The organism is Kitasatospora cineracea, from assembly GCF_003751605.1.
Lineage (GTDB): Bacteria > Actinomycetota > Actinomycetes > Streptomycetales > Streptomycetaceae > Kitasatospora > Kitasatospora cineracea.
Map to the genome: position 1 here is coordinate 38,795 of NZ_RJVJ01000004.1, position 25,612 is coordinate 64,406.

The window sequence follows — 25,612 nt, forward strand, 5'->3', positions numbered from 1 at the left end:
GCGGCCCGGACTTCCCCCGTGGCGGGCGCCGTCTGCCTCGGACGGCCCGCCCGGGTCCGGCAGTGCCGGCCGGGCGCCCGCCGGCCGGAACGGCGAGGCGGCCGGCTCCGGCGGAGTATCCAGACGAGGAGGGTGTGGGAGATGGCGGATGCGCGAGTGCACCACATGATCCACGAGGTGGTCGCCGCGGCCCCGGCCGGGGTGGTGTACGGGCTGATCGCGGATGCCACCCGGTGGCCGCTGTTCTTCCCGCCCTGCGTGCACGTCGAGCAGCTCGACTTCGACGGGACGCGGGAGCGGCTGCGGATGTGGGTCACGGCGGGCGACGAGATCAAGTCCTGGGTGTCCAGCAGGTACCTGGACGTGGAACGGCTCCAGGTCGAGTTCACCATGGACCTGCCCGCCGCCCCCGCCGAGTCGATGGTCGGCATCTGGGCGGTCGAGCCGCTCGGCGACAGCAGCTGCCGGGTGACGCTGGAGCACGCCTTCACCGTCGCCGACGACGACCCCGGGGCCGCGGCCTGGGTCGAGGCCGCCACGGTGGCCAACAGCTCGTCCCAGCTGGACCGGCTCGCCGACATCGCCGAGCGCTGGGCCCGCCTGGACGACCTGGTGTGGTCCTTCGAGGACGTCGTGCACGTCAACGCCCCGGCGGAGCTGGTCTTCGACTTCCTCTACCGGGTGGAGAACTGGCCCGCCGGGCTGCCGCACGTCAACCGGATCGACCTGGCCGAGGACGCGCCGGGCGTGCAGCGGGTCTCGATGGGCAGCCTGTCGCTGGACGGCGGGGCGCACTCCACCGAGTCGGTGCGGATCTGCTTCCCGGGCGCCCAGCGCATCGTCTACAAGCAGACCCACACCTCCCCGCTGATGGCCGCGCACTCCGGCGAGTGGTCGATCGAGCCCGACGAGACCGGCGTCAACCTGATCTCCCGGCACGACGTGCTGCTCCGCGAGGAGGCCGTCGAGCAGGTGCTGGGCCGCGGCGCGGACGCCCTCGACGCGGGCCGCCACCTGGGCGAGGCCCTCGGGCAGGCCAGTCTGACCGTGCTGCGCCACGCCACCCAGTACGCCCTCGACTCGGTCCGGGTCCTGTGACCCCGGCAGGCACCGCCGCGACCCCCGCCCGCAACGCCCCCGGCCCCGGCCCCGCCGCGGACGCCACCGGGCCGGACTCCCCCGTACCGGACGCCCCCGACCAGGTGCCGGTGCACGCCGAACCGGAGCGGGCCGCCCGGCTGGAGGCCGCCCTCGGCGATCCCTTCGACCCGGGCAACCCGCACGGGCACCCGGCGCTGCTGCGGGCCGACCTGGCCCGGCAGGCGCCCGAGGCCACCGAGGAGCTGCTGACCGCGGCCGGGCTGTCCGCCGAGTTCGTGCCGCACGGACTCGGCGGCCGGCTCACCGGGCTGGAGGAGCTCGCCCGGGTGCTGCGCCCGGTGTTCCGGCGCGACCTCGCGCTCGGCTACGGCTTCGGCATCACCTCGCTGTTCGCCGCCTCCGCGGTGTGGACCGGCGGCGACCGGCGGCAGCAGCGCGAACTGGCCGGCGTCCTGCTCGGCGGCGGCCGGGCCGCGATCGTGCACCGCGAACTCGCGCACGCCAACGCCGTCCTGCGCGACGAGGTCTCCGCCCGCCCCCGCCCCGACGGCGGCTGGCTGCTCAGCGGCCGCAAGGACGTGGTGCTCAACGCCCACCGGGCGGACGCCTTCGTGCTGTACGGGCGCACCTCCGAGGGGTACGGCTCGCGCAGCCACTCGGTGTTCCTGCTCGGCCCCGGGCAGCCGGGCTCCGGCGAGGTGCGCCGGCTGGGCCGGGTGGAGATGCCCGGCATGCGCGGCGCGCACTTCTCCGGGCTGCAGCTGGCGGACGCCGCGCTGCCCGGGGGCGCGCTGGTCGGCGCGGTCGGCGACGGGGTGTCGCTGGCGCTGCGCAGCTTCCAGCTCAGCCACTGCCTGATCCCGGGCACCGTGCTCGCTGGGGTGGAGGGCGTCCTGCGGCTGGCCGTGCGGGCCGCCACCGAGGACCGGGCCGACGGGCAGCCGGTCCGCCGCTGGCACAGCGTGCTGGCCGGGGTCTTCGCCGACCTGCTGGCCTGCGACGCGATGGCCGTCACCGGGATGCGGGCGATGAGCCTGCTGCCGGAGCAGTCGTACCTGCTGGGCGCCGCGGTCAAGTACACGATGCCGGGCCTGCTGCGCGAGGACCTCGAGGAGCTGGCCACCGTGCTGGGCGGCCGCGGCTTCGACGGCGGCCCGCTGTACGGCAGCTTCCAGAAGCTGGTCCGGGACCTGCCGGTGGCCGGGCTCGGGCACGCCGGGACGGCCGTGTGCCAGGCGGTGCTGGTGCCGCAGCTGCCGGTGCTGGCCCGCACCGCGTGGTTCCGCACCGCCGAGCCGCCCGCCGACCTGTTCCGGCCCGGCGCGCCGCTGCCGCCGCTGGACCACCGCCGCCTGGCCCACTCCGGGGCCGACGACCTGCTCACCGCGGTGCTGGTCGGCGCCGCCGGGCGGCTGCGGGCCCGCGGCGGGCGCGGGCCGCTGGAGAACGCGCTGGCCTCACTCGCGGACTCCTTCGTGGCCGAGCTGCACCGGCTGCGGGAGCGCTGCGCGGCGCTCGGCCCCAGCACCGCCTTCGAGCCGCAGGCCGTCACCCTGGTCGACCGCTACGCCCTGGTGCTGGCGGCCGCCGCGGTGCTCGGGGTGTGGGAGGGCCGGGCCGGGACCGGCGACTTCCTCGAGGACCCGGCCTGGGCGGTGGCCGCCCTGCACCGGATCGCGTGCCGGCTGGGCGCCCAGGTGCCCGAGCTGCCCGCGCAGGTCACCTCCGCGCTGCTGGGCGAGGTCCTGGAGCGGTACCGGACGGGGCGCAGCCTCGACCTCTACGGAACGGCGCTGGCGGGTTGAGGGACGGGGCACGGCACGAGAGCAGGGAGACGACGATGAACCGGGTGGTATGCGCGGCACCCCTCCACGTGCCGCGGCCGGACGGGCCGTGGGAGGGCGTCCGGGAGAACCTGGCGGACCTCGGCAACGCGGTGGTCCACACGACCTGGAGCGAGTGGCTGCCGACCGTCCTGACCAGCCCGCGGCTGCACGAGCTGCTCGGGGAGGCGGACTGGGCCCGCTACCGGCGCACCCCGGACCCGGCGGTCCGGTACCGCTTCGCGGCGGCCCGGCTGCTGATCAAGTTCACGGCCGGGGCGGCGCTCGGCGTCCCGCCCGAGCACCTCGACCTGGCCTACCAGCTCAAGGGGCGGCCCTACCTGCGCGGCTTCGACCAGATCGAGCTGAGCCTGTCGCACACCGGCGACCTGATGGCGGTCGGGCTGAGCCGGATCGGCCGGATCGGGGTGGACGTCGAGCCCGCCGAGCGGACGGTGCGGCTGGACCTGCTGCGCAAGCAGATCCTGACGCCCGCGGAGGCCGAGGAGATCGCCGGGATGCCGGAGGAGGAGCGGGTGCCGCACGCGCTGCGGCTGTGGACGCTCAAGGAGGCCTACAGCAAGGCCATCGGGCAGGGGCTGCGGCTGGCCTTCAAGGAGTTCGGCTTCGGCCCGGACCTCTCGCTGCGGGCCCCGGACGGCAGCACCGCCCCGGTGGCCGGGTGGGGCTTCGTCACCCACTCGGTGATGGGCCGGTACCTGCTGAGCATCGCCTGCCACGACACGGGGCTGTCCACCACGGACGACACCTCCGCCGGGTCGATGCTCGACCGCGGGTTCCTGTCCGCGATGCACCAGGGAGGGCACTGACCGCGCCGCGGCAGCCGGGCCCCAGCGTTCCTCCAGCGCGGCCCCAGCCGTGTCAGCGCCGCGTCAGCGGCGCGACAGCGCCTTCCTGCACGGTGGGCCCGGGAGCAGTGCGCCTCGCGCGTACGGCTGCCCGGGCCCGCGGCGCATCCGGGCCCGTCCCCGGCGCCCGGACCCGAAGGAGGCGGACATGGTGCGGCGCACCCCCGCCCGTCCTGCCGGGTCCTGGCTCCCGCTGACCTGGCAGCAGCACGACGTCGTGCTCGACTCGCTGGACCACCGGGGCACCGGCCGGCACGTCGAGCAGCTCTCCTGGCGCTGGCGCGGCCCGCTGGACGCCGAGCGGTTCGCCGCGGCCTGGCAGTCCGTCACCGACCGGGAGACGGTGCTGCGGGCCTCCTTCGGCTGGGACCCGGAGCCCCGGGTCGTGCTGCACGAGCGGGCCGCCGCCGAGGTGGTGCACCACCGGGCCGGCAGCGTGCGGTGGGAGGAGCTGATCGAGCGCGACCGGCTGCGCGGCTTCGACCTGCGCCGCCCCGGGCCGCTGCGGATCACCCTGCTCGACGAGGCGCCGGCCGACACCCGGGTGCTGCTCACCTTCCACCACGCGCTGCTCGACGCCTGGAGCGTGTCGGTGCTGCTGGACGAGTTCTTCCGGGCCTACCTGGCCGGCGGCGAGCTGCCCGGCGGCGAGCGCCGTCCCGACATCCGCGACCTGGCCCGCTGGCTGGACCGCCAGGACCCCTCCCCCGCCCGGGACTTCTGGACCGGCGCGGTGCCCGCCGGGGCGCCCGCCGTGCTGCCCGCCACCCCCGGCCCGGCCACCGCGGAGAGCGGCTGCGGGCGCGTCGAGGCGCGGCTGAGCGCGGCCGAGGCCGACCGGCTGCACCGCTGGGCGGCCCGGCGGGCGGTGCCCGAGTCCAGCGCGCTGCAGGCGGTGTGGGCGCTGCTGCTGTACCGGGCCTCGCGGGCCCGCGGGCCGGCCCAGGTGGGGTTCGGCGTCACCGTGTCGGGCCGGGGCATCGCGCTGGAGTCGGTGGAGCGGTTGCCCGGGCCGCTGCGCAACTGCCTGCCGATGTCCGTCCAGGTCGACCCGGCGCACCGGCTGGGCCGGCTGCTGGCGGAGCTGCGCGACCGGGCCCTGGACATGGCCGCGTACGAGTGGGTGCCGGTCGGGCAGATCCACGAGTGGACCGGGCGCGCGCCGGGCGGCGGGCGGCTGCTGGAGAGCCTGGTGGCGGTCGAGGGCGTGCCGCACCGGCCGGAGGAGCTGCGGGCCGAGCTGGCCGCCGACGGCGTCGAGGTCACCGAGCCGCGGGCGAGCGGCGCGCACACCGCCTTCCCGGTGGCGCTGCTGGCGCACCGCGACCCGGACGGCTCGCTGGCGCTGACCGCCGTCCACGACCGGGCCCGGATCTCGGCGGCCGACGCGGGCCGGCTGGTCGGCCACTGCCTGCGGCTGCTGCGCGGGCTGTCCGGCGCCGACGAGACGACGACCGTCGCCGATCTGCTGGCCCGGCTCGCCGGGGACCCGCCGCCGCGGATCGCCGAGCGGCGGGGCGGGGCGGCCGAGCACGCGGCCCGCTCCCGGCTGCACTCGATCGGGGAGCGAGCCGACGTCGAGCGGATCACGAGCGGATCTTGACACCTTCGGTTCGGGACGACCGGAAGGAGTTTCACCCGTGAGTGACGTCAGGGAAGATTTCCGCGAGATCGAGATGGCCGTGTTCGGAATGGTCCCGGTGCTGATCACCCCGCCGCGGCGGCTGTCCGGGGTGGACGAGGACGAGGACGAACTCGCCACCATCCTGCGGGGGATCGACTAGCCCGTGTCGTACGCGACCTTGCAGGCCGAGACCTTCCCGGGTCCGTCCGGCCGCCGCCCCCTGCCGGATTCCCGCACCTGCGCCGAACCGCGCCCGCTGCTCCGGCTGGTCCGGTCGGCGCGCGCCGCGGGCCGGCTGCGGGCCGCCCGGGTGCGCCGGGCCGCGTGGTGCGCGGTCCGCGGCACCCGGGCCCCTTCCCAGTGATCCTCCAGCGGCGCTCGAGCATCTCTGGGCACGCTGCCGTGTGAGGGCCCGGTTGCGGACAGTCATGCCTGCCGTGCGATCTGTCATCAGGTCCACCAGCGGCCCGACATTCGATCCACCACCAGTTGAGGAGCTCTTCAATGGCTGCCACGGACTCAACCGCGGGCCGGTCAGGACCCGGGGCGGGCTTCAGCCCCGGCGCCATCCTGGCGTTCGTCTGCATGGGTCAGTTCATGGTCTTCACCGACGTGTCGATCGTGAACCTCGCACTTCCGTCCATCCAGGCCGGTCTCGGCATGTCGGACGTCAGCCTGAACTACATCGTCACCGCCTACGCGACCGTGCTGGGCGGCTTCCTGCTGCTCGGCGGCCGGCTCTCCGACCGGTACGGGCGCCGCCGGGTCCTGCAGATCGGCTTCACGGTCTTCGCCCTGGCGTCGCTCACCTCGGGCCTCGCCGACAGCGGCACCACCCTGATCGTGTCCCGCGCCTTCCAGGGCGGCGGCGCCGCGATGATCACCCCGGCCGCGCTGGCCATCCTGACCAACACCTTCCCCGAGGGCCCGGAGCGCAACAAGGCGCTGGGCCTGTGGGGTTCGCTGTCCGGCATCGCCTCGATCCTCGGCGTGATCGTCGGCGGCGTCTTCTCCGACACCATCGGCTGGTCCTGGATCTTCTGGATCAACGTGCCGATCGGCCTGGGCGCGGCCCTGCTGGCCGTGAAGGTGCTGCCCGAGTCCCGGGCCGAGGAGCGCGGCCGCTTCGACACCTGGGGCGCGGCCACCCTCACCGGCGCGCTGCTGCTGCTGATCTTCACCCTCGGCGAATCCACCCACGTCGGCTGGGGCTCCGCCCGCACCATCGGCTCGCTGGTCGGCGTGGCCGTCCTGCTGGCGCTGTTCCTGACCATCGAGTCCAAGGTCTCCTCGCCGATGATGCCGCTGCGCATCTTCCGCCTGAAGACCATGCGCACCGCCAACCTCTCCGCCGTGCTGACCTTCGGCACCTTCAGCGCGCTGTTCTTCTTCGCCAGCCTGTTCATGCAGAACGTGTACGGGTACTCGCCGCTGAAGGCCGGCTTCGCCTACGTGCCGCTGGCGGTCTCGGTCGCGGTCGGCGCCGGCATCGCCTCCGGCATGATCGCCAAGGTGGCGGCCAAGCCGCTGGTGATGGTCGGCCTGACCGTCACCGTCGCGGGCCTGCTGCTGATGTGGAACGCCCCGGCCGGCGGCAGCTACCCGACCAGCCTGCTGCCCGCGTTCATCCTGCTCGGCCTGGGCTGCGGCATCGTGTTCGTCACCCTGCAGGTCGCCGCGTTCGTGGGCGTCTCCGACGAGGAGGCGGGCCTGGGCGCCGGCCTGATCAACACCAGCCAGGAGGCGGGCGGCGCGCTCGGCCTCGCGGTCATCGCCACCATCGCCTACAGCGGCTTCGCCACAAAGCTCGCCGACGCCGGCGGCAAGGCCGACCTGGTCGCCCGGGCGCACGCCTCCGCCAACCACACCGCGTTCCTGTCGGCCGCGGCGCTGGGCGTGCTCGCCCTGCTGGTGGTCGCCTTCCTGATGCCGAAGGGCGCGCAGTCGATGAGCTCCGTCGCGCAGTCCGGCAACACCGCCGGGGCGGAGGACGCCGACCTGGCGGCCACCGCGGCCGGGAAGTAGCCCGGTGGCGGTCCCGCAGCGGCGGCCCGGCACGCCGGTGGCGGTCACGGCCTCGGTCGAGGCGTTCCTCGCGAACCCCCGGCACGTGGGCGTGTTCACCACCGTGCGGCCGGACGGGACGCTGCACTCGGCGCCCGTCCGGTTCACCTGGGACGCGGCCGCCGGCCTCGCCCGGGTGATGACGGTGGCCTCCTCCCGCAAGGCCAGGAACCTGCTGGCCGCCCCCGGCAGCCGGGTGGTGCTCTGCCAGGTCGACGGCTTCGCCTGGGTCAGCCTGGAGGGCACCGCCACCGTGGTGACCGAGCCGGCCCGGGTCTCGGACGGGGCCCGGCGGTACGCCGAGCGGTACTGGTCGGCGCCGCCGTCCCCGCCCGACCGGGTGGTCGTCGAGATCGAGGTCGACCGGGTGCTGTCCCTCAACACCTGACCTCGCGCACAGCACGCACAGCACGCCGCGCGGCGGCGCCGGGGAGCACCCGGCGCCGCCGCGCGGCTTCGTGCTGCCCGGCCTCAGCCGCGGTCCTTCGGCGGCGGGCTGCCGTCCGTCCACAGCAGCCGGAAGGACAGCCGCTCCAGCCGCCAGCCCGCCGGGGTGCGCCGGGCCTCGCCGTCGACGAAGGTGCCGGTGGTGAACAGCCCGGCCGGACCGTCCGGGCGCGGGTGGTGGACGTGGGTGGAGAGCAGGTTGGCCCGCAGCGCGGCCCGGTCGCCGTCGAGCACCACCAGGGCCGGGGAGCCCAGGTGCTGGGTGGCGGCGAAGGCCGACAGCGACGCGGCGTGGAAGTCCGCCATGCCCTCGGCGCCCCGGTGCCGGCTCATCGGGGGGAAGGCGACCTCGGCGTCGGGGGTGAACAGCTGCGCGGCCCAGGCGTCGTCGAGCTTCTCGTCGTCCAGGGAGAGCAGGTAGCGGCTCAGGAGATCCGCCACCGCCGCCCGGTCGGTGGAAAGACCAGTGGAAGTCATGCCTGAGAATGCGCCCGTCCGCGGGTGTCCGGACAAGTCCTCCTGACAAAGATCTGACATTGCCGACGTTCTTCTGCAGTTGTTTGTAGAAGACCTGTACCGGCCGGTATTTACCGTGCCGCCCGGGGCTTGGAAAACTGGCCGGACACCAGTGGGGAAGAGGACAGATGAGCACCTTTGATGCAGATGTCATTGTGGTGGGAGCCGGTCCCACTGGACTCATGCTTGCGGGGGAACTGAGGCTCAACGGAGTCTCCGTCATCGTTCTCGACAGGCTTTCCGAACCGATCCGGGAATCCCGCGCCCTGGGTTTCTCGGCCCGGACGATCGAGGAGTTCGCGCAGCGCGGCCTGATCGACGCCTTCGGCGAGGTCGGGGTCATCCCGGTCGGCCACTTCGGCGGCGTGTCGCTCGACTACCAGGTGCTGGAGGGCGGCTCCTACGGGGCCCGCGGCATCCCGCAGGCCCGCACCGAGGGCATCCTCGGCGGGCGGGCGGCCGCCCTGGGCGCCGAGGTCCGCCGCGGCACCGAGGTCACCGGCCTCGAGCAGGACGCCGACGGCGTCACCCTGACCGCCACCGGCCCCGAGGGCCCGGTCACCCTGCGCGCCCGCTACGCGGTGGGCGCCGACGGCGCCCGCAGCGCCGTGCGCAAGCTCTCCGGCATCGACTTCCCCGGCACCGAGCCGGCGATCGAGCTGCGCTTCGCGGACGTGGAGGGCGTCAGGCTGCGGCCCCGCTTCTCCGGCGAGCGGGTGCCCGGCGGCATGGTCATGGTCATCCCGATCGGCCCCGACCGGGCCCGGGTGATCTACTACGACCGGTCCGAGCCGCTGCGCACCGGCGACGGCCCGATCGACTTCCCCGAGGTGGTCGACGCCTGGCGGCGGCTGACCGGCGAGGACATCGGCGGCGCCACCCCGCTGTGGGTCAGCTCCACCACCGACCGCAGCCGGCAGGCCGCCGAGTACCGGCGCGGCCGGGTCTTCCTGGCCGGCGACGCCGCCCACATCCACCTGCCGATCGGCGCCCAGGGCATGAGCGCCGGCGTGCAGGACGCCGTCAACCTCGGCTGGAAGCTCGCCCTCGACCTCAAGGGGCAGGCCCCCGAGGGCCTGCTCGACACCTACCACAGCGAGCGGCACCCCGTCGGGGCCCGCATCCTCACCAACACCCTCGCCCAGCGCATCCTCTACCTCGGCGGTGACGACATCACCCCGATGCGCGAGGTGTTCGCCGAACTGGTCGACCACCACGAGTCGGTCCGCCGGCTCCTGGTCGGCATGGTCACCGGCCTGGACATCCGCCACGAGGTCGGCCCCGGCGACCACCCGCTGCTCGGCCGGCGCCTGCCGGACCGGGAGCTGGTGGTCGACGGCGAGAAGACCACCGCCTTCGCGCTGCTGCGCGCCGGCCGCGCGGTGCTGCTCGACCTCACCGGCGACGGCGCGCTCCGCGCCGCCGCGGCCGGCCGGGCCGACCGCGTCGACGTGGTGGCGGTCGACGACGCCGACCTCGGCTCCCCGGTGGACGGCGTCCTGGTCCGCCCCGACGGCTACGTCGCCTGGGTCGCACCCTCGGGCGCCGGCGCCGCCGGTCTCAACGAGTCCCTCAACCGCTGGTTCGGTCCCGCCGGCTAGGCGCTGTTCCGCTCCGGTCCCGTCCCGCCCTTTCCGAACAGGAAGCGAAGGAAGTCATGCCTTTCATCTCCGTCGAGGACAACCACCTCACCGTCCTCAACCTCTTCACCACCGACGCCCCTGAGAAGCAGGACAGCCTGATCCAGGAGATGACGAAGATCGTCAACGCGGCGGCCTACGAGGGCTGGATGTCCAGCACCGTGCACGCGGGCGTGGACAGCCCCGGCACCGCGAACTTCATCCAGTGGCGCAGCGGCGAGGACCTCGAGAAGCGCTACGCGGGCGAGGAGTTCACCCACCGCACCATGCCGGTCTTCAGCGAGATCACCACCTCGATCCGGCTGCTGCAGAACGAGGTCGCCTACACGCTGACCTCCCCCGCCCTCGGCGGCAAGATCGAGATCGGCCCGCACCGCGACGACTACACCGTCATCGCGGTCTTCCCGGTCCGCGAGGACGGCCTGGAGGAGGCCGTCGACGCGCTCGGCCGCGGCCAGGAGTTCTTCACCGAGGTGCCGGGCTTCCGCGCCCACGTCGTCCTGCGGGGCCTGCGCGCCCGCGGCCTGGACGGCTCGTTCGTCGTCTCCTACTCGCAGTGGGACAGCAAGGAGGCCTACGACGCCTACCGCGGCCAGGCGCCGGAGGAGCAGTCCGAGGCCCGCCAGTCGGCCCAGAACCGCACCCGCGCCGTGGTCGCGGGCGTGCCGATCATCAACACCTACACCGTGGTGCACACCCGCGCCGCCGGCGAGTGACCCGGCGCGCCGGCGACGGCGCGCCCCCGTCCGGACGCCCGGTCCCCCTCCAGGGGGCCGGGCGTCCGGCGTGCCCGGGGACCGGGAAGGCGGTGCGGCGGCCCCCGGGCAGGACTCCGGCGGGACCCGAGAATTCCCCGGCCGGGGCACTACCGCGAGGCGGGAACGTCAAGACCGGTGATCCCGCGGACGCCATGCGGCCCGGCCCGCACCGCGCACCCCACGTAACCGCCGAGGAGCTGAACCGCATGCACAGCACCCTGATCGTCGCCCGGATGGCAGATGTCTCCGGCCCGGACGTGGCCCGGCTGTTCGCCGAGTTCGACGCGACGGAGATGCCTCACCGCATGGGAACACGGCGTCGCCAGCTGTTCTCCTACCGGGGTCTCTACTTCCACCTGCAGGACTTCGACGGCGACAACGGCGGCGAGCTCATCGAGCGCGCCAAGACCGACCCCCGCTTCGTCGGCATCAGCAACGACCTGAAGCCCTTCATCGAGGCCTACGACCCGCAGACCTGGCGCTCGCCGGCCGATGCCATGGCGACCCGCTTCTACAACTGGGAGGCGTCCGCGTGAGTCGGCGTCGCGTCGTCATCACCGGGATCGAGGTCATCGCGCCCGGCGGTGTCGGCAAGGAGAACTTCTGGAACCTGCTGAGCGAGGGCCGCACGGCCACCCGCGGCATCACCTTCTTCGACCCCGCGCCCTTCCGCTCCCGGGTGGCCGCCGAGGTCGACTTCGACCCGTACGCGCACGGCCTGGCCCCGCAGCAGGTCCGCCGGCTGGACCGGGCCGCGCAGTTCGCGGTCGTCGCCTCGCGCGGCGCCGTCGCGGACAGCGGCATCGACCTGGCCGGGTACGACCCGCACCGGATCGGGGTCACCGTCGGCAGCGCGGTCGGCGCCACCATGAGCCTGGACGAGGAGTACCGGGTCGTCAGCGACGGCGGCCGCCTCGACACCGTCGACCACACCTACGCGGTGCCGCACCTGTACAACCACATGGTGCCCAGCTCCTTCGCCACCGAGGTGGCCTGGGCGGTCGGCGCCGAGGGCCCCAGCACGGTGGTCTCCACCGGCTGCACCTCGGGCATCGACTCGGTCGGCTACGCCGTCGAGCTGGTCCGCGAGGGCTCGGCCGACGTCGTGATCGCGGGCTCCTCGGACGCCCCGATCTCGCCGATCACCATGGCCTGCTTCGACGCGATCAAGGCCACCACGCCCCGCTTCGACGACCCGGAGCACGCCTCCCGGCCGTTCGACGCGACCCGCAACGGCTTCGTCCTCGGCGAGGGCACCGCGTTCTTCGTGCTGGAGGAGCTGGAGAGCGCGAAGAAGCGCGGCGCGCACATCTACGCGGAGATCGCCGGCTACGCGACCCGCAGCAACGCCTACCACATGACGGGCCTGCGCCCCGACGGCCTGGAGATGTCCGAGGCGATCCGGCTGGCCCTCGAGGAGGCCCGGCTCAACGGCGACGCCATCGACTACATCAACGCGCACGGCTCGGGCACCAAGCAGAACGACCGGCACGAGACGGCCGCCTTCAAGCGCAGCCTGGGCGACCACGCGTACCGCACGCCGGTCAGCTCCATCAAGTCGATGGTGGGCCACTCGCTGGGCGCGATCGGCTCGATCGAGATCGCCGCGTCCGCGCTGGCCATGGAGTACGACGTGGTGCCCCCCACGGCCAACCTGCACACCCCGGACCCGGAGTGCGACCTCGACTACGTCCCGGTCACCGCGCGCGACCAGGTGGTCGACGCCGTCCTGACGGTCGGCAGCGGCTTCGGCGGATTCCAGAGCGCCATGGTGCTCGCCAACCCCGAGAGGAGCCTCGTATGACCGCGTCGGTGGTCATCACCGGACTGGGCGTCGCCGCTCCGACCGGCCTGGGCGTCGAGGACTACTGGGCCGCGACGCTCGGCGGGAAGAACGCCATCGGCCGGATCACCCGGTTCGACCCGAGCGGCTACCCGGCCCGGCTGGCCGGCGAGGTGCCCGGCTTCCGCGAGGAGGAGTACCTGCCCAGCCGCCTGCTGCCGCAGACCGACCGGGTCACCCGGCTCGCGCTGGTGGCGACCGACTGGGCGCTGGCCGACGCCGGGGTCACCCCGGGCGAGATGTCCGAGTTCGACATGGGCGTCATCACGGCCTCCGCCGCGGGCGGCTTCGAGTTCGGCCAGGGCGAGCTGCAGAGCCTGTGGAGCCGCGGCAGCCAGTACGTCTCGGCGTACCAGTCCTTCGCCTGGTTCTACGCCGTCAACAGCGGCCAGATCTCGATCCGCAACGGCATGAAGGGCCCGGCCGGCGTGGTCGTCAGCGAGGGCGCCGGCGGCCTGGACGCCGTCGCCCACGCCCGCCGGCAGATCCGCAAGGGCACCTCGCTGGTCGTCACCGGCGCCGTGGACGCCTCGATCTGCCCCTGGGGCTGGGTCGCGCAGCTGTCCACCGGCCGGATGAGCACCAGCGACGAGCCGGCCCGCGCCTACCTGCCCTTCGACCGCGACGCGTCCGGCTACGTGCCCGGCGAGGGCGGCGCGATCCTGATCGCCGAGGACGCCGACGCGGCCCGCGCCCGCGGCGCCCGGATCTACGGCGAGATCGCCGGCTACGGCTCCACCATGGACCCGAAGCCGGGCAGCGGCCGCGAGCCGGGCCTGCGCAAGGCGATCCGGATCGCCCTCGCCGACGCGGGCGCCGAGCCCGGCGACGTCGACGTGGTCTTCGCCGACGGCGCCGGCGAGCGGACCGCCGACCGGGCCGAGGCCGAGGCGATCAGCGCCGTCTTCGGCGACCGCGCGGTGCCGGTGACGGTGCCCAAGACGATGACCGGCCGGCTGTACTCCGGCGGGGCCCCGCTGGACCTGGCGGCCGCCCTGCTGGCGATCCGCGACGGCGTCATCCCGCCCACCACCTCGGTCGAGCCGTGCCCGGACTACCCGCTCGACCTGGTCGTCGGCCGGCCGCGCGAGACGCCGGTGCGCACCGCGCTGGTCGTGGCCCGCGGCGCCGGCGGCTTCAACTCCGCGATGGTCGTGCGCGCCGCCCGGTAGCCGCACCCCGCCCCACCCCTCCTCCGTTCCGAAAGGCAGGACCACCATGACCGCCAAGGCGTTCACCCTCGACGAGCTCAAGACCATCCTCCTGGAAGCCGCCGGCGTGGCCGAGGGCGTCGACCTGGACGGCGACATCCTCGACACCGAGTTCGACGTCCTCGGCTACGAGTCGCTGGCGCTGCTGGAGACCGGCAGCGTGATCGAGCGCGAGTACGGCATCTCGCTCGACGAGGAGGCCATCGGCGACGCGCGCACCCCGCGCGCCTTCATCGAGGTCGTCAACGCGCAGCTCGCGCCCGCCGCTGCCTGAAGGGGTCCGGACATGAGCGAGAACACCAAGGTCGCCGTCATCACCGGCGCCACCAGCGGCATCGGCCTCGCCTCGGCCCGCGCGCTGGCGGCCTCCGGCCACCGCGTCTTCATCGGCGCCCGCAACGCCGACAACGTCGCCGAGACCGTCAAGGAGCTCCAGGCCGAGGGCCTGGACGCGGACGGCTCCGTCCTCGACGTGCGCGACACCGCCTCCGTCACGGCCTTCGTGCAGGCCGCCGTCGACCGGTTCGGACCGGTGGACGTGCTGGTCAACAACGCCGGCCGGTCCGGTGGCGGCGTCACCGCCGACATCGAGGAGGACCTCTGGAACGACGTCATCGAGACCAACCTCAACAGCGTCTTCCGGGTCACCCACGCGGTGCTCAACACCGGCGGCATGCGCCACAAGGACCGCGGCCGGATCATCAGCATCGCCTCCACCGCGGGCAAGCAGGGCGTCGTGCTGGGCGCCCCGTACTCGGCCTCCAAGCACGGCGTGGTCGGCTTCACCAAGGCCCTGGGCAACGAGCTCGCCCCGACCGGCATCACCGTCAACGCGGTCTGCCCCGGCTACGTCGAGACCCCGATGGCCCAGCGGGTGCGCCAGGGCTACGCGAGCGCCTACAGCACCTCCGAGGAGGCGATCAAGGAGAAGTTCACCTCCAAGATCCCGCTCGGCCGCTACTCCACCCCGGAGGAGGTCGCCGGCCTGGTCGCCTACCTGGCCTCCGACCCGGCCGCCTCGATCACCGCGCAGGCGCTCAACGTCTGCGGCGGCCTCGGCAACTTCTGATCCGCCCACCGGACCGAAACACGAGAGGAGAGTCCCCCCATGACGACGCGTGAGGTCGAGCACGAGATCACGATCGGCGCGCCGGCCGCGGCCGTCTACCAGCTGCTCGCGGACGTGACCAACTGGCCGCGGATCTTCCCGCCCACCATCCACGTCGACCGGGTGGAGGCCGAGGGCAACGAGGAGCGCATCCGGATCTGGGCGACCGCCAACGGCCAGCCCAAGGACTGGACCTCGCGCCGCACCCTGGACCCCGAGGCGCTGCGGATCACCTTCCGCCAGGAGATCCCGGCCCCGCCGGTCGCCGCGATGGGCGGCACCTGGATCCTGGAGCCGCTGGACGCCGACACCACCCGGGTGCGGCTGCTGCACGACTACCGGGCGATCGGCGACGACCCGCACGACCTGCTGTGGATCGAGCGGGCCGTCGACAAGAACAGCACCTCCGAGCTGCAGGCGCTCAAGGAGAACGTCGAACTGGTGCACGCCGCCGACCGCGAGGAGCTGACCTTCTCGTTCGTCGACACCGTGCAGGTCGCCGGCCGGGCCAAGGACCTCTTCGACTTCGTCAACGAGGCCGGCAAGTGGGCCGACCGCCTCCCGCACGTCGCCGTGGTCCGCCTGGCCGAGGACACCCCCGGCCTGCAGGAGCTGGAGATGGACACCCGGGCCAAGGACGGCTCGGTGCACACCACCAAGTCCTACCGGGTGGTCTTCCCGTCCTGGAAGATCGCGTACAAGCAGGTCACCCTGCCCGCGCTGATGACCCTGCACACCGGCGAGTGGACCTTCGTGGAGAACGCGGAGGGCACCGCCGCCTCCTCGCAGCACACGGTGACCATCAACACCGCCAACATCGCCCGGATCCTCGGCGAGCAGGCCACCGTGGCCGACGCCCGCGCGTACGTGCACACCGCGCTGTCCACCAACAGCAGCGCGACCCTGGCCCACGCGAAGGCCTACGCCGAGCAGAAGGCCGCCTGAGCCGTGGCAGCGGACCGGTCGCAGACCGATGTCGTCGTCGTCGGGGCGGGTCCCGTCGGGCTGATGCTCGCCGGTGAACTCGCCCGCGGCGGCGCGCGGGTGGTCGTGCTGGAGAAGCGGCACGGCCGCACCACCGAGTCGCGGGCCTCCACCCTGCACGCCCGCACGATGGAGATCCTCGACAGCCGGGGCCTGCTGCCGGACCTCGGCGACCCGCCGAACGAGCCGCGCGGCCACTTCGGCGGCATCCCGATGGACCTCACCCTCCCCGGCCCGCACCCGGGCCAGTGGAAGGTGCCGCAGACCAGGACCGAGGCCGTGCTGGAGGAGTGGGCGCTCCCGCTGGGCGTCGACGTCCGCTGCGGCCACACCCTGGCCGCCGTCGGCGAGGTCGGCGGGCAGGTCGAGGCCGAGGCCCTCGGGGCGGACGGGGTGCTGCGGCTGCGCGCCCGCTACCTGGTGGCCTGCGACGGCGAGGACAGCACCGTGCGGGGGCTGATCGGCGCCGAGTTCCCCGGGACGGACGCCGGCCGGGAGCTGATCCGCGCCGACGTGGCCGGCATCGACGTCCCGGCCCGCCGCTTCCAGCGGCTGGAGCGCGGCCTGGCCATCGCCGCCCGCAACCCCCAGGGCGTCACCCGGGTGATGGTGCACGAGTTCGGCTCCACCGCCGGCCGGCGCACCGGCGAGCCGTCCTTCGCGGAGGTCGCCGCCGTCTGGCAGCGGGTCACCGGGGAGGACATCACCGGCGGCACCCCGCTGTGGGTCAACTCCTTCGGCGACGCCTCCCGCCAGCTCGCCCGGTACCGGCACGGCCGGATCCTGTTCGCCGGCGACGCCGCCCACCGGCAGATGCCGATCGGCGGACAGGCCCTCAACCTCGGCCTCCAGGACGCCTTCAACCTCGGCTGGAAGCTGGCCGCCGTCGTGCGCGGCGACGCCGGCGACGACCTGCTCGACACCTACCACGACGAGCGGCACGCGGTCGGCCGCCGGGTGCTGGCCAACATCAGGTCCCAGGCGACGATGCTGCTCGGCGGCCCCGAGGTCGAACCGGTGCGCACCCTGCTCGGCGAACTGATCACCCGGGAGGAGGTCCGCGGCCACCTGGCCGGCATGATCAGCGGCCTCGACGTGCGCTACCCGGTCGACGGCCCCGAGCACCCGCTGCTCGGCGCCCGGCTCCCGCACGTCCTCGTGCGCACCGGCGTCGGCCGGGCCGCCACCGCCGAACTGCTCCGGGCCGCCCCGGCGGCCTGCTGCTGCGCCCGGCCGGCCTGGCCGGCGCACCCGCCGCCGGCTGGGCGGACCGGGTCACCACGGTCTCCGGCGAACCCGAGCCCGGCAGCGCCCTGGACGGCGCCGGCACCGTCCTGGTCCGGCCCGACGGCCACGTCGCCTGGGTCGGCCCCGAGGACGACGGCCTGCGCGCCGCCCTGCACCGCTGGTTCGGCCCGGCCCGCTGAGGCCCCGGGCCGCACACCCGGTACCGCCGCACCCCCGCCGCACCCCCGCCGTCCACCCCCGCGGCCGGGCACCACGGCAGGGCTCCGCACCCCCCACGCCCGCGGGAGCCCCGCCACCGCCACCACTCCCTCACTGCCTCGGAAGGACAACCATGGAAGGGACAGCGGTCGACACCGATGTCATCGTCATCGGTGCCGGCCCCACCGGCCTGATGCTCGCCGGTGAGCTGCGCCTGGGCGGAGCCCGGGTCGTCGTGATCGAGAAACTGGCCGCCCCCACCGGCCAGTCCCGCGGCCTGGGCTTCACCGCCCGCGCCATGGAGGTGTTCGACGAACGCGGGCTGCTGCCCCGCTTCGGCCAGGGCGAGACCCTGGTCACCAGCCCGGTCGGGCACTTCGGCGGCGCCCAGTTCGACTTCACCGCGCTGCCCGACGCCCACTTCGGCGCCCGCGGCATCCCGCAGGGGCAGACCGAGGCCGTGCTCGAGGGGTGGGCGGGTGAGCTCGGCGCCGACATCCGGCGCGGCTGGGAGTTCCTCGCCCTCGCCGACGGCTTCCTCGACGGCGAGACCGCCGAGATCACCGTCCGCGACCCCGAGGGCGCCGAGCACACCCTGCGCGCCGCCTACCTGGTGGGCTGCGACGGCGGCGCCAGCCGGGTCCGCAAGGCCGCCGGGTTCGGCTTCCCCGGCACCGACGCCACCCGGGGCATGTACCTCGCCGACGTCACCGGCTGCCGGCTGCGCCCGCGCTTCCTCGGCGAGCGCCTCAACAACGGCATGGTGATGGCCGCCCCGCTCGCCGAGGGCGTGGACCGCATCATCGTCTGCCCCGACGGCACGCCCGCCCACGACCGCGAACGGACCGTCACCTTCGAGGAGGTCGCCGGGGCCTGGCAGTCCATCACCGGCGAGGACATCTCGCACGGCGGCGCCAGCTGGGTCAGCTCCTTCACCGACGCCACCCGCCAGGCCGACCGGTACCGGCGCGGCCGGGTCTTCCTGGTCGGCGACGCCGCCCACATCCACCTCCCGGCCGGCGGCCAGGGCCTGAGCACCGGCGTCCAGGACGCCTCCAACCTCGGCTGGAAGCTCGCCGCCGCGGTGCGCGGCGACGCCGGCGACGACCTGCTCGACAGCTACCACGACGAGCGGCACCCGGCCGGCGCCCGGCTGCTGATGAACACCCGCGCCCAGGGCGCGGTCTTCCTCGGCGGCCCCGAGGCCGACCCGCTGCGCGAACTGTTCCGCGAACTCGTCCAGTACGACGAGGTCAAGCGCCACCTGGCCGGCGTCGTCAGCCACCTCGACGTCCGCTACGACCTCGGCGGCGGCCCCGAGGACGCCGCCCACCCGCTGACGGGCCGCCGGATGCCGCCCCGGGCCCTGGTCGGCGCGGCCGGCGAGACCCGCCCGGCCGAACTGCTGCGCACCGGCCGCGGCGTGCTGCTCGACCTCGCCGACGACGCCGCGCTGCGCGAGGCCGCGGCCGGCTGGGCGGACCGGGTCGACGTGGCGACCGTCGCCGCCAAGCCCGCCGACGGCCCCGACCCGCTCGAGGGCACCGGCGCCGTGCTGATCCGCCCCGACGGCTACGTCGCCTGGGTCGGCCCGGTCGGCGAGCCCGTCCCGGCCGCCGTCCTGGAGCGCTGGTTCGGCCCGGCCCGCCGCCGCTGCTGAACCCCGCCCCGCCCCCGCCCGCCCGGGCCCTCGCCGCACGCCGAGGGCCCGGGCGGGCCGCTTTCCGCCCCCGGGCCCGGACGCCGCAGGACCCCGGTCCGTCGCCCGTGGGGTGGGCGGTGGGCCGGGGTCCTCCGGCGTCCGGGTGGGGGCCGGACGGGACCGGACCGTTCCGGGTGGGGCCGGGGCGGGGTCCGGGCGGGATCGGACGGGGTCAGACCGCGACGGCCTCGACGATCGAGACGGCGCCGGCGGTCTCCACGACGCGCTCCAGCTTGAAGCCGGCCCGGGCGACCAGGTCGGCGTACTGCGAGGCGGTGCGCTCCTTGCCGCCCACCAGCAGCAGCAGCCACAGGTCGACCAGCTTGCCGGAGTGCGGCTCGTTGCCCTCCTCGGGGACGACCATCTCGACCAGCAGCAGCTTGCCGCCGGGCTGCACGGCCGCGCGGATGTTGCGCAGGATCTGCAGCGCCTGCTCCTCCGGCCAGTCGTGCACGATGTGCTTGAGGACGTACGCGTCGGCGCCGGTCGGGACGGCGTCGAACAGGTCGGCGTCGGCGATGTCGACCCGGTCGGCGACGCCCTGCGCGGCGAGGTGCTCGGCGGCGCCGTTGGCGGCCACCCGCGGGTCGGAGAGGATGCCCCGGGTGCCGGGCGCGCTCTTCAGGATGCCGGCCAGCAGGCCGCCGTTGCCGCCGCAGAAGTCCAGCACCGTGCCGAACTGCGAGAAGTCGTAGGCGGCGACCACCGGGTCGGTCTCGGTGGCGGACATGTTGCCCATGCCGCCGATGAACACCGCGCCGTACTCCGGGTTCTGCGTCAGGTACTCGAACGCGGTCGCGCCGCGGCGCTTGAGCAGGCTCGGCTCACCGGTGACCACGGAGTCCAGGAAGCCGTTCCAGTCCTCCCAGTGCGTGGGGTGGCCCATCAGCACGGCGAGGTCGCGCATCGTCACCGGGTGGTCGGCGCGCAGCGCGTCGGCCATCGGGGTCAGCGCCCAGCGGCCGTCCTGCTGCCGTTCGAAGACGCCGTTCGCGGCGAGCAGCCGCAGCACCCGGCCCAGCGCCTCGGGGTGCGCGCCGACCTCGGCCGCGACCTCCTCGATCGGCCGCGGGCCGTCCACCAGCGCCTCGGCCACCCGCAGTTCGGCGGCGGCGTACAGGGCCTGGGTGACCATCGAGCTCATGGCGAGCTCCAGCAGGGCGAACGGCGGGGGCGCCAGCTCCCGGACCTGCTTCTGCAGGTCGGCCCGGGCCCGCTCCGCGGCGCGGACGACTTCGGGGGGCGGCAAAGCGGGCATGCGATTCCTCCATGGCAGAAGCGTGGGATTCCGGCCTACCGCCGAAGACACCCGGTTCCACCACGGTCCGGCAGCACGGTGGACCTGCCCTGGACGGCGGTTGGCGGACCGGTCGAGTCCGCCTCGCGCGCCGGGCGCCCGGACCCCGCCCCCGGACGCCCGCCGGGGCTCCGCGCGGCACCCGGAGTCTCGCTTGAGCCATCCTGCGGTCCGGCTGCACCGGCGATCGGTTTGCTTGGTCTTCCCTGGTGACCAACCGTCTGCATGGAGGAAGCGAAATGGCAAAGGGCGCGATCATCGTGGGCGCCGGCCCGGTCGGTCTGCTGCTCGCCGGAGAGCTCCGGCTCGGCGGCGCCGACGTCGTCGTCTACGACAGGCTGCCCGCGCCCAGCGGGGAGTCGCGCGGCCTGGGCTTCACCAGCAGGACTGCGGAGGTGTTCGACCAGCGCGGCCTGCTCGAGCGGCTCGGCGACATCCGCTGGGGCAAGCAGGGCCACTACGGCGGTGTCCGGATCGACTTCTCCCTGCTCGAGGAGAGCCACTTCGGCGTCATGGGCCTGGCCCAGTCGGCGACCGAGCAGATGCTCGGCGACTGGGTCGCCGAGCTCGGCGTGGAGGTCCGCCGCGGCCACGAGCTGGCCGCCCTGCGGGAGACCGCCGAGGGCGTCGTGCTCGGCTTCCAGGGCCCGGACGGGTACACCGAGGACACCGCCGCGTACGTGGTGGGCTGCGACGGCGGCCGCAGCACCGTGCGCACCCTGGCCGGCATCGCGTTCCCCGGCGACGAGGCCACCCGCGGCCTGTACCTGGCCGACGTGGTCGGCGCCGACCTGCGGATGCGCCCGATCGGCGAGCGGATCCCCGGCGGCGGCATGGTGCTGTCGGTGACGCTGGAGCCGGGCGTGGACCGCATCGTCATCCACGAGCCGGGCCTGCGCCCGCAGCACGGCGAGGGCGAGCTGGCGTTCTCCGAGGTCGCCGACGCCTGGCAGCGCCTGACCGGCGAGGACATCCACCACGCGAGCGCCTCCTGGATGTGCGCCCTGACCAACGCCACCGGCCTGGCCGAGCAGTACCGCAAGGGCCGGGTGCTGCTGGCCGGCGACGCCGCGCACGACCACGCCCCGCTCGGCGCCCAGGGCGTCAGCGTCGGCCTGCAGGACGCCGCCAACCTGGGCTGGAAGCTGGCCGCGGTGCTCGGCGGCCGCGCCCCCGAGAGCCTGCTGGACACCTACCACTCCGAGCGGCACCCGGTCGGCGAGCAGCTGATGCGCGACGTCCACTCGATGTCGCTGCTCTACCTCAGCGGCGAGGAGATGGAGCCGCTGCGCGCCGTCGTGCGCGAGCTGGTCCAGCTGCCCGACGCGGCCCGCCGGCTGGCCGGCCGGGTCAGCGGCCTGCACATCCGCTACGACGTCGGCGACGGCGCGCACCCCTTCCTGGGCCTGCGGTTGGCCCCGCACCGCGCCGTGGAGCGGGCGGACGGCACCCGGGTGCGGGTCGCCGAACTGCTGCACGCCGCGCGCGGCGTGCTGATCACCACCGGCGCGGACCCGGCGGCCGCCGCCACCGCCGCCCGCTGGGCCGACCGGGTCGACACCGTCACCGGCAGCTGGGCCGACCAGGAGGCCGACCACGCGGACGCGCCCGCCGCCCTGCTGGTGCGCCCCGACGGCCACATCGCCTGGGCGGCGCCGGACGGCGGCGACCTCGAGGCGGCGCTCACCCGCTGGTTCGGGGCACCCGCCGCGGCCTGACCGCCCTTCCCGCGGGGCGGGCCCGCCGCCCGACGGCGGCGGGCCCGCCCCGGCCGGAGCACCGCCCGGCCCCCACCAGGAACCCGAGAAAGGGCACCACGACATGACCGTCCTCGTCACCGGCAGCCGCGGCAGGGTCGGCTCCCTGCTGGTCGAGATCCTCGCCGCCCGGGGCACCGCCGTCCGGGCCGGCTCCAGCGACCCGGAGAAGCTCACCCTCCCCGCGGGCGTCGACGCCGTCCGCCTCGACCTGACCGACCCGGAGACCTTCGCGCCCGCGCTGGCCGGCGTCGACGCGGTCTTCCTGTACTGCGAGCCCGCGCACATCGGGACATTCACCGCGGCGGCCGAGGCCGCCGGGGTCGAGCACGTCGTGGTGATGTCCGCCGACGCGGTGCTGCGCGCCGACGCCGCGAGCAACCCGATCGCCGCCCCGCACCTGGCCGTCGAGCGGGCGCTGCGCGCCTCCGCGCTGACCGTCACCACGCTCAACTGCGGCGCCCTGGCCAGCAACGCCGGTTCCTGGCAGTACGTGCTGCGGGCCCGCGGCGCCGTCACGCTGCCCTTCCCGGACAGCTACGCCGACCCGATCTACGAGCAGGACATCGCGGAGTCCGCCGCCGCCGTGCTGGCCCGCCCCGAACTGCGCGGCCGCGCCTACCACCTGACCGGCCCGGAGTCGCTGAGCTTCCGCCAGCAGGTCGCGGTGATCGGCGCGGTGGTCGGCCGCGAGATCCCGGTGCAACAGATCCCGGCCGCGGTGTGGCGGGCCAACAAGCCGGGCTTCATGCCGGACGACATCGCCGACGCGCTGATCGAGCTGTGGACCGCCAGCGACGGGCCGGTCCCGCTGAGCGGCGACGTCGAGACCCTCACCGGCCACCCCGCCCGCCCCTTCAGCGCCTGGGCCGAGGACCACGCGGCGGCCTTCGCCGCCTGAGTCCGCCGCACCGCGGACCCCCGAGAAAGGGAACTTGGAGATGACAGCGGAGCACGGCCAGGCCGTCCCCACCGACGAGGAACTGGCGCGGTCCCTGCCCGGCGGCTTCACCAGCCGGCACGCCGAGGTCAACGGCACCCGGCTGCACTACGTGGAGGGCGGCAGCGGCGAGCCGCTGGTCCTGCTGCCCGGCTACCCGCAGACCTGGTGGGCCTGGCACAAGGTGCTGCCGGCGCTCGCCGAGCGGTTCCGGGTGTTCGCCGTCGACCTGCGCGGCATGGGCGGCTCGGACCGCCCCGAGGGCGGCTACGACAAGAGGACGATGGCCGCCGACATCGCCGCCCTGGTCGGGCACCTCGGCTACGAGGACGTCAACATCGCCGGGCACGACATGGGCTCGATGGTGGCCTTCAGCTTCGCGGCCAACCACCCGAAGCTGACCCGCAAGGTCGCCATGATGGACACCCCGCACCCGGACGAGAGCTACTACGGCCTGAAGCTGCTGGCCCGCCCCGGCACCGGCATCTCCCGCTGGTGGTGGTCGTTCAACCAGGCCCTCGACCTGCCCGAGGTGCTCTACGCCGGGCACATGCGCCAGGTCATCGACTGGCTGTTCGGCCACGCCCTCGCCGACCAGTCGCTGGTCGGCGACCTCGACCGGGCGGTGTACGCCGCCGCCTACGACACCCCGGACCGGATCCGCGCGGCCTGCGGCTGGTACCGCGCCTACCCGCAGGACATCGAGGACCGCAAGACCTACGGGACGATCACCGCCCCGCTGCTGGGCATCGGCTCCCGGCACACCTACGAGTACTTCCAGCACCTGCTGCCCACCCTCGCCGAGGACGTGCGGGTGGAGCGGGCTGCCGACTCGGTGCACTACTTCCCCGAGGAGGAGCCGGAGCTGATCGCCCGGTACCTGCTCGAATTCTTCGCCTGACTTCCACTGCTGCTCGAGGAGTTACCTGATGGCAAAGGGCGCGATCATCGTCGGCGCCGGACCGGTCGGTCTGATGCTCGCCGGCGAACTGCGACTGGGCGGCGCGGACGTCGTCGTGTTCGAGAAGCTGCCCGCCCCCAGCGGGGAGTCCCGCGGGGTCGGCTTCACCCGGCGCGCAGCCGAGGTGTTCGACCAGCGCGGCCTGCTGGAGCGCTTCGGCGACGTCGAGTGGGCGCAGGGCCACTTCGGCGGCGTGCGGATCGACTTCTCCAAGCTCGACGACAACCACTTCAGCGTGCGCGGCATCCCGCAGTTCCGGACCGAGGAGATCCTCGAGTCCTGGCTGAAGGAGCTGGGCGTCGAGGTCCGCCGCGAGCACGAGGTGCTCGGCTTCCGGGAGACCGGCGACGGCGTCACCGTCGAGTACCGGGGGCCGGACGGCCTCGGCGAGGAGAGCGCGCAGTACCTGGTGGGCTGCGACGGGGCGCGCAGCATCGTGCGCCGCCTGGCCGGCATCGACTTCCCCGGCTGGGAGCCCACCCGCGGGATGTACATGGCCGACGTGGTCGGCGCGAACGTCCGCCAGCGGCCGATCGGCGAGCGGGTGCCCGGCGGCATGGTGATGGCGTTCAACCTGGAGAACGGCGTCGACCGGATCGTCATCCACAACGAGGCGCTGCGCCCGCCGGAGGACAAGAGCGGCCTGACCTTCGCCACCATCGCCGACGCCTGGCAGGAGATGACCGGCGAGTCCCTGCACCACGCGGAGGTGCGCTGGGTCAGCTCCTTCACCGACACCACCCGGCAGGCCGCCGAGTACCGCCGCGGCCGGGTCTTCCTGGCCGGCGACGCCACCCACATCCACATGCCGGCCGGCGCGCAGGGCATGAGCGTGGGCGTCCAGGACGCCGCCAACCTCGGCTGGAAGCTGGCCGCCGCGATCAACGGCCGGGCGCCCGAGGGGCTGCTGGACACCTTCCAGTCCGAGCGGCACCCGGTGGGCGAGCTGCTCATGCGCAACACCCGGGCGCAGACCAAGCTCTACCTCAGCGGCGAGGAGATGGAGCCGCTGCGCGCCGTCCTGCAGGAACTGGTCCAGGACCCGGCGGTCGCCCGCCACCTGGCCGGCCAGGTCAGCGGCCTCGACGTGCGCTACGACATGGGCGCGGGCAGCCACCCGCAGCTGGGCCTGCGGCTGCGGCCGGACATCCGGCTCAAGCTCGCCGACGGCAGCCCGGCCACCGTGCGCAACCTGCTGAAGCCGGCCCGCGGCGTGCTGCTGGTCACCTCCGCCGCCGCGGACGCCGACGGGCTGCGGGCCACCGCCGCGCCCTGGGCGGACCGGGTCGACGTCACCGCCGCGGACTGGGCCGAGGGCGGGGCCGACCGCCCGGACGCCCCCGCCGCGCTGCTGGTCCGCCCGGACGGGTACGTCGCCTGGGTGCAGCCGGACGACGCCCCGCTTCGAGCCGCGCTCGAGCGCTGGTTCGGGGCCGCTTGAGGACGGCTCGAATCCGGTCTGGGCCCCAGGCCGGTCCGCCTATCGTGGAGGGGCGTCCCGGTGTGTGCGTCAACTCGCCA

Annotated in this window: 24 protein-coding genes and 1 pseudogene; 23 read left to right on the forward strand and 2 right to left on the reverse strand. The window is 74.5% G+C overall.

What is annotated here, in order from left to right; all coding sequences use genetic code 11:
* The first annotated feature begins 141 nt into the window (after window positions 1–141).
* From EDD39_RS37750 to EDD39_RS37780, 8 genes are all read left to right on the forward strand, one after another.
* Window positions 142–1,098 carry an aromatase/cyclase gene (locus tag EDD39_RS37750; RefSeq protein ID WP_123564148.1) on the forward strand — a complete coding sequence of 319 codons (957 nt, stop codon included), beginning with the start codon at window positions 142–144 and terminating at the stop codon, window positions 1,096–1,098.
* Window positions 1,095–2,906: an acyl-CoA dehydrogenase family protein gene (locus EDD39_RS37755; RefSeq protein ID WP_208765783.1), complete on the forward strand. Its 1,812-nt coding sequence runs from the start codon at window positions 1,095–1,097 to the stop codon at window positions 2,904–2,906. Before EDD39_RS37750 ends, EDD39_RS37755 begins: the two co-directional genes overlap by 4 nt.
* A 35-nt stretch (window positions 2,907–2,941) precedes the next feature.
* The gene (locus EDD39_RS37760; protein WP_123564149.1) at window positions 2,942–3,754 is read left to right on the forward strand and encodes a 4'-phosphopantetheinyl transferase family protein; all 813 of its coding nucleotides are present in this window, start codon (window positions 2,942–2,944) and stop codon (window positions 3,752–3,754) included.
* A gap of 187 nt (window positions 3,755–3,941) precedes the next feature.
* Window positions 3,942–5,396 carry a condensation domain-containing protein gene (locus tag EDD39_RS37765; RefSeq protein WP_123564150.1) on the forward strand — a complete coding sequence of 485 codons (1,455 nt, stop codon included), beginning with the start codon at window positions 3,942–3,944 and terminating at the stop codon, window positions 5,394–5,396.
* 37 nt (window positions 5,397–5,433) lie between these two features.
* A complete protein-coding gene (locus tag EDD39_RS40095) occupies window positions 5,434–5,577 on the forward strand; it encodes a hypothetical protein (protein ID WP_157852322.1) in 144 nt (47 codons plus the stop codon).
* A gap of 3 nt (window positions 5,578–5,580) precedes the next feature.
* The gene (locus EDD39_RS37770) at window positions 5,581–5,781 is read left to right on the forward strand and encodes a hypothetical protein (protein WP_123564151.1); all 201 of its coding nucleotides are present in this window, start codon (window positions 5,581–5,583) and stop codon (window positions 5,779–5,781) included.
* Between the two features lie 140 nt (window positions 5,782–5,921).
* The gene (locus EDD39_RS37775; RefSeq protein ID WP_244257527.1) at window positions 5,922–7,442 is read left to right on the forward strand and encodes an MFS transporter; all 1,521 of its coding nucleotides are present in this window, start codon (window positions 5,922–5,924) and stop codon (window positions 7,440–7,442) included.
* Window positions 7,443–7,446: 4 nt separating this feature from the next.
* On the forward strand, window positions 7,447–7,869 hold the full coding sequence (locus EDD39_RS37780; protein ID WP_425269816.1) for a pyridoxamine 5'-phosphate oxidase family protein: 423 nt from the start codon (window positions 7,447–7,449) through the stop codon (window positions 7,867–7,869).
* A gap of 83 nt (window positions 7,870–7,952) precedes the next feature.
* Here the strand turns inward: EDD39_RS37780 and EDD39_RS37785 are convergent, their stop codons facing one another.
* Entirely contained in the window at window positions 7,953–8,405 is a 453-nt protein-coding gene (locus EDD39_RS37785) for a nuclear transport factor 2 family protein (RefSeq protein ID WP_123564152.1), read from the reverse strand.
* A 167-nt stretch (window positions 8,406–8,572) separates the two neighbouring features.
* On the opposite strand from EDD39_RS37785, the gene EDD39_RS37790 reads away from it, so the two are divergent.
* The 11 genes and pseudogenes from EDD39_RS37790 to EDD39_RS37835 all read left to right on the forward strand — a co-directional run bounded on the left by EDD39_RS37790 (window position 8,573) and on the right by EDD39_RS37835 (window position 19,094).
* Window positions 8,573–10,045: an FAD-dependent monooxygenase gene (locus EDD39_RS37790; protein ID WP_123564153.1), complete on the forward strand. Its 1,473-nt coding sequence runs from the start codon at window positions 8,573–8,575 to the stop codon at window positions 10,043–10,045.
* Window positions 10,046–10,101: 56 nt separating this feature from the next.
* Window positions 10,102–10,800, forward strand: a complete 699-nt coding sequence (locus EDD39_RS37795; RefSeq protein ID WP_123564154.1) for an antibiotic biosynthesis monooxygenase family protein — start codon at window positions 10,102–10,104, stop codon at window positions 10,798–10,800.
* Between the two features lie 248 nt (window positions 10,801–11,048).
* The gene (locus EDD39_RS37800) at window positions 11,049–11,378 is read left to right on the forward strand and encodes a TcmI family type II polyketide cyclase (RefSeq protein ID WP_030460039.1); all 330 of its coding nucleotides are present in this window, start codon (window positions 11,049–11,051) and stop codon (window positions 11,376–11,378) included.
* Entirely contained in the window at window positions 11,375–12,646 is a 1,272-nt protein-coding gene (locus tag EDD39_RS37805) for a beta-ketoacyl-[acyl-carrier-protein] synthase family protein (protein WP_030460038.1), read from the forward strand. The genes EDD39_RS37800 and EDD39_RS37805 overlap by 4 nt, the downstream gene beginning before the upstream one ends.
* Window positions 12,643–13,857 (forward strand): ketosynthase chain-length factor, encoded by a 1,215-nt coding sequence (locus EDD39_RS37810; RefSeq protein ID WP_030460037.1) that lies wholly within the window; start codon window positions 12,643–12,645, stop codon window positions 13,855–13,857. Before EDD39_RS37805 ends, EDD39_RS37810 begins: the two co-directional genes overlap by 4 nt.
* 46 nt (window positions 13,858–13,903) lie before the next feature.
* Window positions 13,904–14,170, forward strand: coding sequence for an acyl carrier protein (locus EDD39_RS37815; protein WP_030460036.1), 267 nt, complete (start codon window positions 13,904–13,906; stop codon window positions 14,168–14,170).
* Window positions 14,171–14,182: 12 nt separating this feature from the next.
* Complete coding sequence (gene fabG / locus EDD39_RS37820; RefSeq protein ID WP_123564155.1) at window positions 14,183–14,965, forward strand: 3-oxoacyl-ACP reductase FabG; 783 nt, start codon at window positions 14,183–14,185, stop codon at window positions 14,963–14,965.
* Between the two features lie 39 nt (window positions 14,966–15,004).
* Window positions 15,005–15,949 (forward strand): aromatase/cyclase, encoded by a 945-nt coding sequence (locus EDD39_RS37825; protein ID WP_030916226.1) that lies wholly within the window; start codon window positions 15,005–15,007, stop codon window positions 15,947–15,949.
* Between the two features lie 63 nt (window positions 15,950–16,012).
* Window positions 16,013–16,894, forward strand: a pseudogene (locus EDD39_RS42615) (FAD-dependent monooxygenase); the annotation flags it as partial.
* 332 nt (window positions 16,895–17,226) lie between these two features.
* Window positions 17,227–17,415: an aromatic-ring hydroxylase C-terminal domain-containing protein gene (locus tag EDD39_RS42620; protein ID WP_341869374.1), complete on the forward strand. Its 189-nt coding sequence runs from the start codon at window positions 17,227–17,229 to the stop codon at window positions 17,413–17,415.
* A gap of 152 nt (window positions 17,416–17,567) precedes the next feature.
* Window positions 17,568–19,094: an FAD-dependent monooxygenase gene (locus tag EDD39_RS37835; RefSeq protein ID WP_123564156.1), complete on the forward strand. Its 1,527-nt coding sequence runs from the start codon at window positions 17,568–17,570 to the stop codon at window positions 19,092–19,094.
* A gap of 214 nt (window positions 19,095–19,308) precedes the next feature.
* Here EDD39_RS37835 and EDD39_RS37840 read toward each other — a convergent pair whose 3' ends face one another.
* Window positions 19,309–20,394, reverse strand: a complete 1,086-nt coding sequence (locus tag EDD39_RS37840) for a methyltransferase (protein ID WP_123564157.1) — start codon at window positions 20,392–20,394, stop codon at window positions 19,309–19,311.
* A gap of 278 nt (window positions 20,395–20,672) precedes the next feature.
* Between EDD39_RS37840 and EDD39_RS37845 the strand changes: the two genes are divergently transcribed.
* The 4 genes from EDD39_RS37845 (at window position 20,673) to EDD39_RS37860 (ending at window position 25,532) form a co-directional block, all read left to right on the forward strand.
* Complete coding sequence (locus EDD39_RS37845) at window positions 20,673–22,151, forward strand: FAD-dependent monooxygenase (RefSeq protein ID WP_123564158.1); 1,479 nt, start codon at window positions 20,673–20,675, stop codon at window positions 22,149–22,151.
* Between the two features lie 103 nt (window positions 22,152–22,254).
* A complete protein-coding gene (locus tag EDD39_RS37850) occupies window positions 22,255–23,091 on the forward strand; it encodes an SDR family oxidoreductase (RefSeq protein ID WP_123564159.1) in 837 nt (278 codons plus the stop codon).
* Window positions 23,092–23,131: 40 nt separating this feature from the next.
* Window positions 23,132–24,031: an alpha/beta fold hydrolase gene (locus EDD39_RS37855; protein ID WP_123564160.1), complete on the forward strand. Its 900-nt coding sequence runs from the start codon at window positions 23,132–23,134 to the stop codon at window positions 24,029–24,031.
* 28 nt (window positions 24,032–24,059) lie between these two features.
* Complete coding sequence (locus EDD39_RS37860) at window positions 24,060–25,532, forward strand: FAD-dependent monooxygenase (protein WP_123564161.1); 1,473 nt, start codon at window positions 24,060–24,062, stop codon at window positions 25,530–25,532.
* Window positions 25,533–25,612 lie beyond the last annotated feature (80 nt).

Excerpts from the sequence above, each read along its gene's own strand:
- EDD39_RS37750 (WP_123564148.1), top strand. The coding sequence starts at position 142 with ATGGCGGATGCGCGAGTGCACCACATGATCCACGAGGTGGTCGCCGCG.
- EDD39_RS37760 (WP_123564149.1), top strand. The coding sequence starts at position 2,942 with ATGAACCGGGTGGTATGCGCGGCACCCCTCCACGTGCCGCGGCCGGAC.
- EDD39_RS37765 (WP_123564150.1), top strand. The coding sequence starts at position 3,942 with ATGGTGCGGCGCACCCCCGCCCGTCCTGCCGGGTCCTGGCTCCCGCTG.
- EDD39_RS37775 (WP_244257527.1), top strand. The coding sequence starts at position 5,922 with ATGGCTGCCACGGACTCAACCGCGGGCCGGTCAGGACCCGGGGCGGGC.
- EDD39_RS37785 (WP_123564152.1), bottom strand. The coding sequence starts at position 8,405 with ATGACTTCCACTGGTCTTTCCACCGACCGGGCGGCGGTGGCGGATCTC.
- EDD39_RS37790 (WP_123564153.1), top strand. The coding sequence starts at position 8,573 with ATGAGCACCTTTGATGCAGATGTCATTGTGGTGGGAGCCGGTCCCACT.
- EDD39_RS37795 (WP_123564154.1), top strand. The coding sequence starts at position 10,102 with ATGCCTTTCATCTCCGTCGAGGACAACCACCTCACCGTCCTCAACCTC.
- EDD39_RS37800 (WP_030460039.1), top strand. The coding sequence starts at position 11,049 with ATGCACAGCACCCTGATCGTCGCCCGGATGGCAGATGTCTCCGGCCCG.
- EDD39_RS37810 (WP_030460037.1), top strand. The coding sequence starts at position 12,643 with ATGACCGCGTCGGTGGTCATCACCGGACTGGGCGTCGCCGCTCCGACC.
- EDD39_RS37815 (WP_030460036.1), top strand. The coding sequence starts at position 13,904 with ATGACCGCCAAGGCGTTCACCCTCGACGAGCTCAAGACCATCCTCCTG.
- fabG (WP_123564155.1), top strand. The coding sequence starts at position 14,183 with ATGAGCGAGAACACCAAGGTCGCCGTCATCACCGGCGCCACCAGCGGC.
- EDD39_RS37825 (WP_030916226.1), top strand. The coding sequence starts at position 15,005 with ATGACGACGCGTGAGGTCGAGCACGAGATCACGATCGGCGCGCCGGCC.
- EDD39_RS37835 (WP_123564156.1), top strand. The coding sequence starts at position 17,568 with ATGGAAGGGACAGCGGTCGACACCGATGTCATCGTCATCGGTGCCGGC.
- EDD39_RS37840 (WP_123564157.1), bottom strand. The coding sequence starts at position 20,394 with ATGCCCGCTTTGCCGCCCCCCGAAGTCGTCCGCGCCGCGGAGCGGGCC.
- EDD39_RS37845 (WP_123564158.1), top strand. The coding sequence starts at position 20,673 with ATGGCAAAGGGCGCGATCATCGTGGGCGCCGGCCCGGTCGGTCTGCTG.
- EDD39_RS37850 (WP_123564159.1), top strand. The coding sequence starts at position 22,255 with ATGACCGTCCTCGTCACCGGCAGCCGCGGCAGGGTCGGCTCCCTGCTG.
- EDD39_RS37855 (WP_123564160.1), top strand. The coding sequence starts at position 23,132 with ATGACAGCGGAGCACGGCCAGGCCGTCCCCACCGACGAGGAACTGGCG.
- EDD39_RS37860 (WP_123564161.1), top strand. The coding sequence starts at position 24,060 with ATGGCAAAGGGCGCGATCATCGTCGGCGCCGGACCGGTCGGTCTGATG.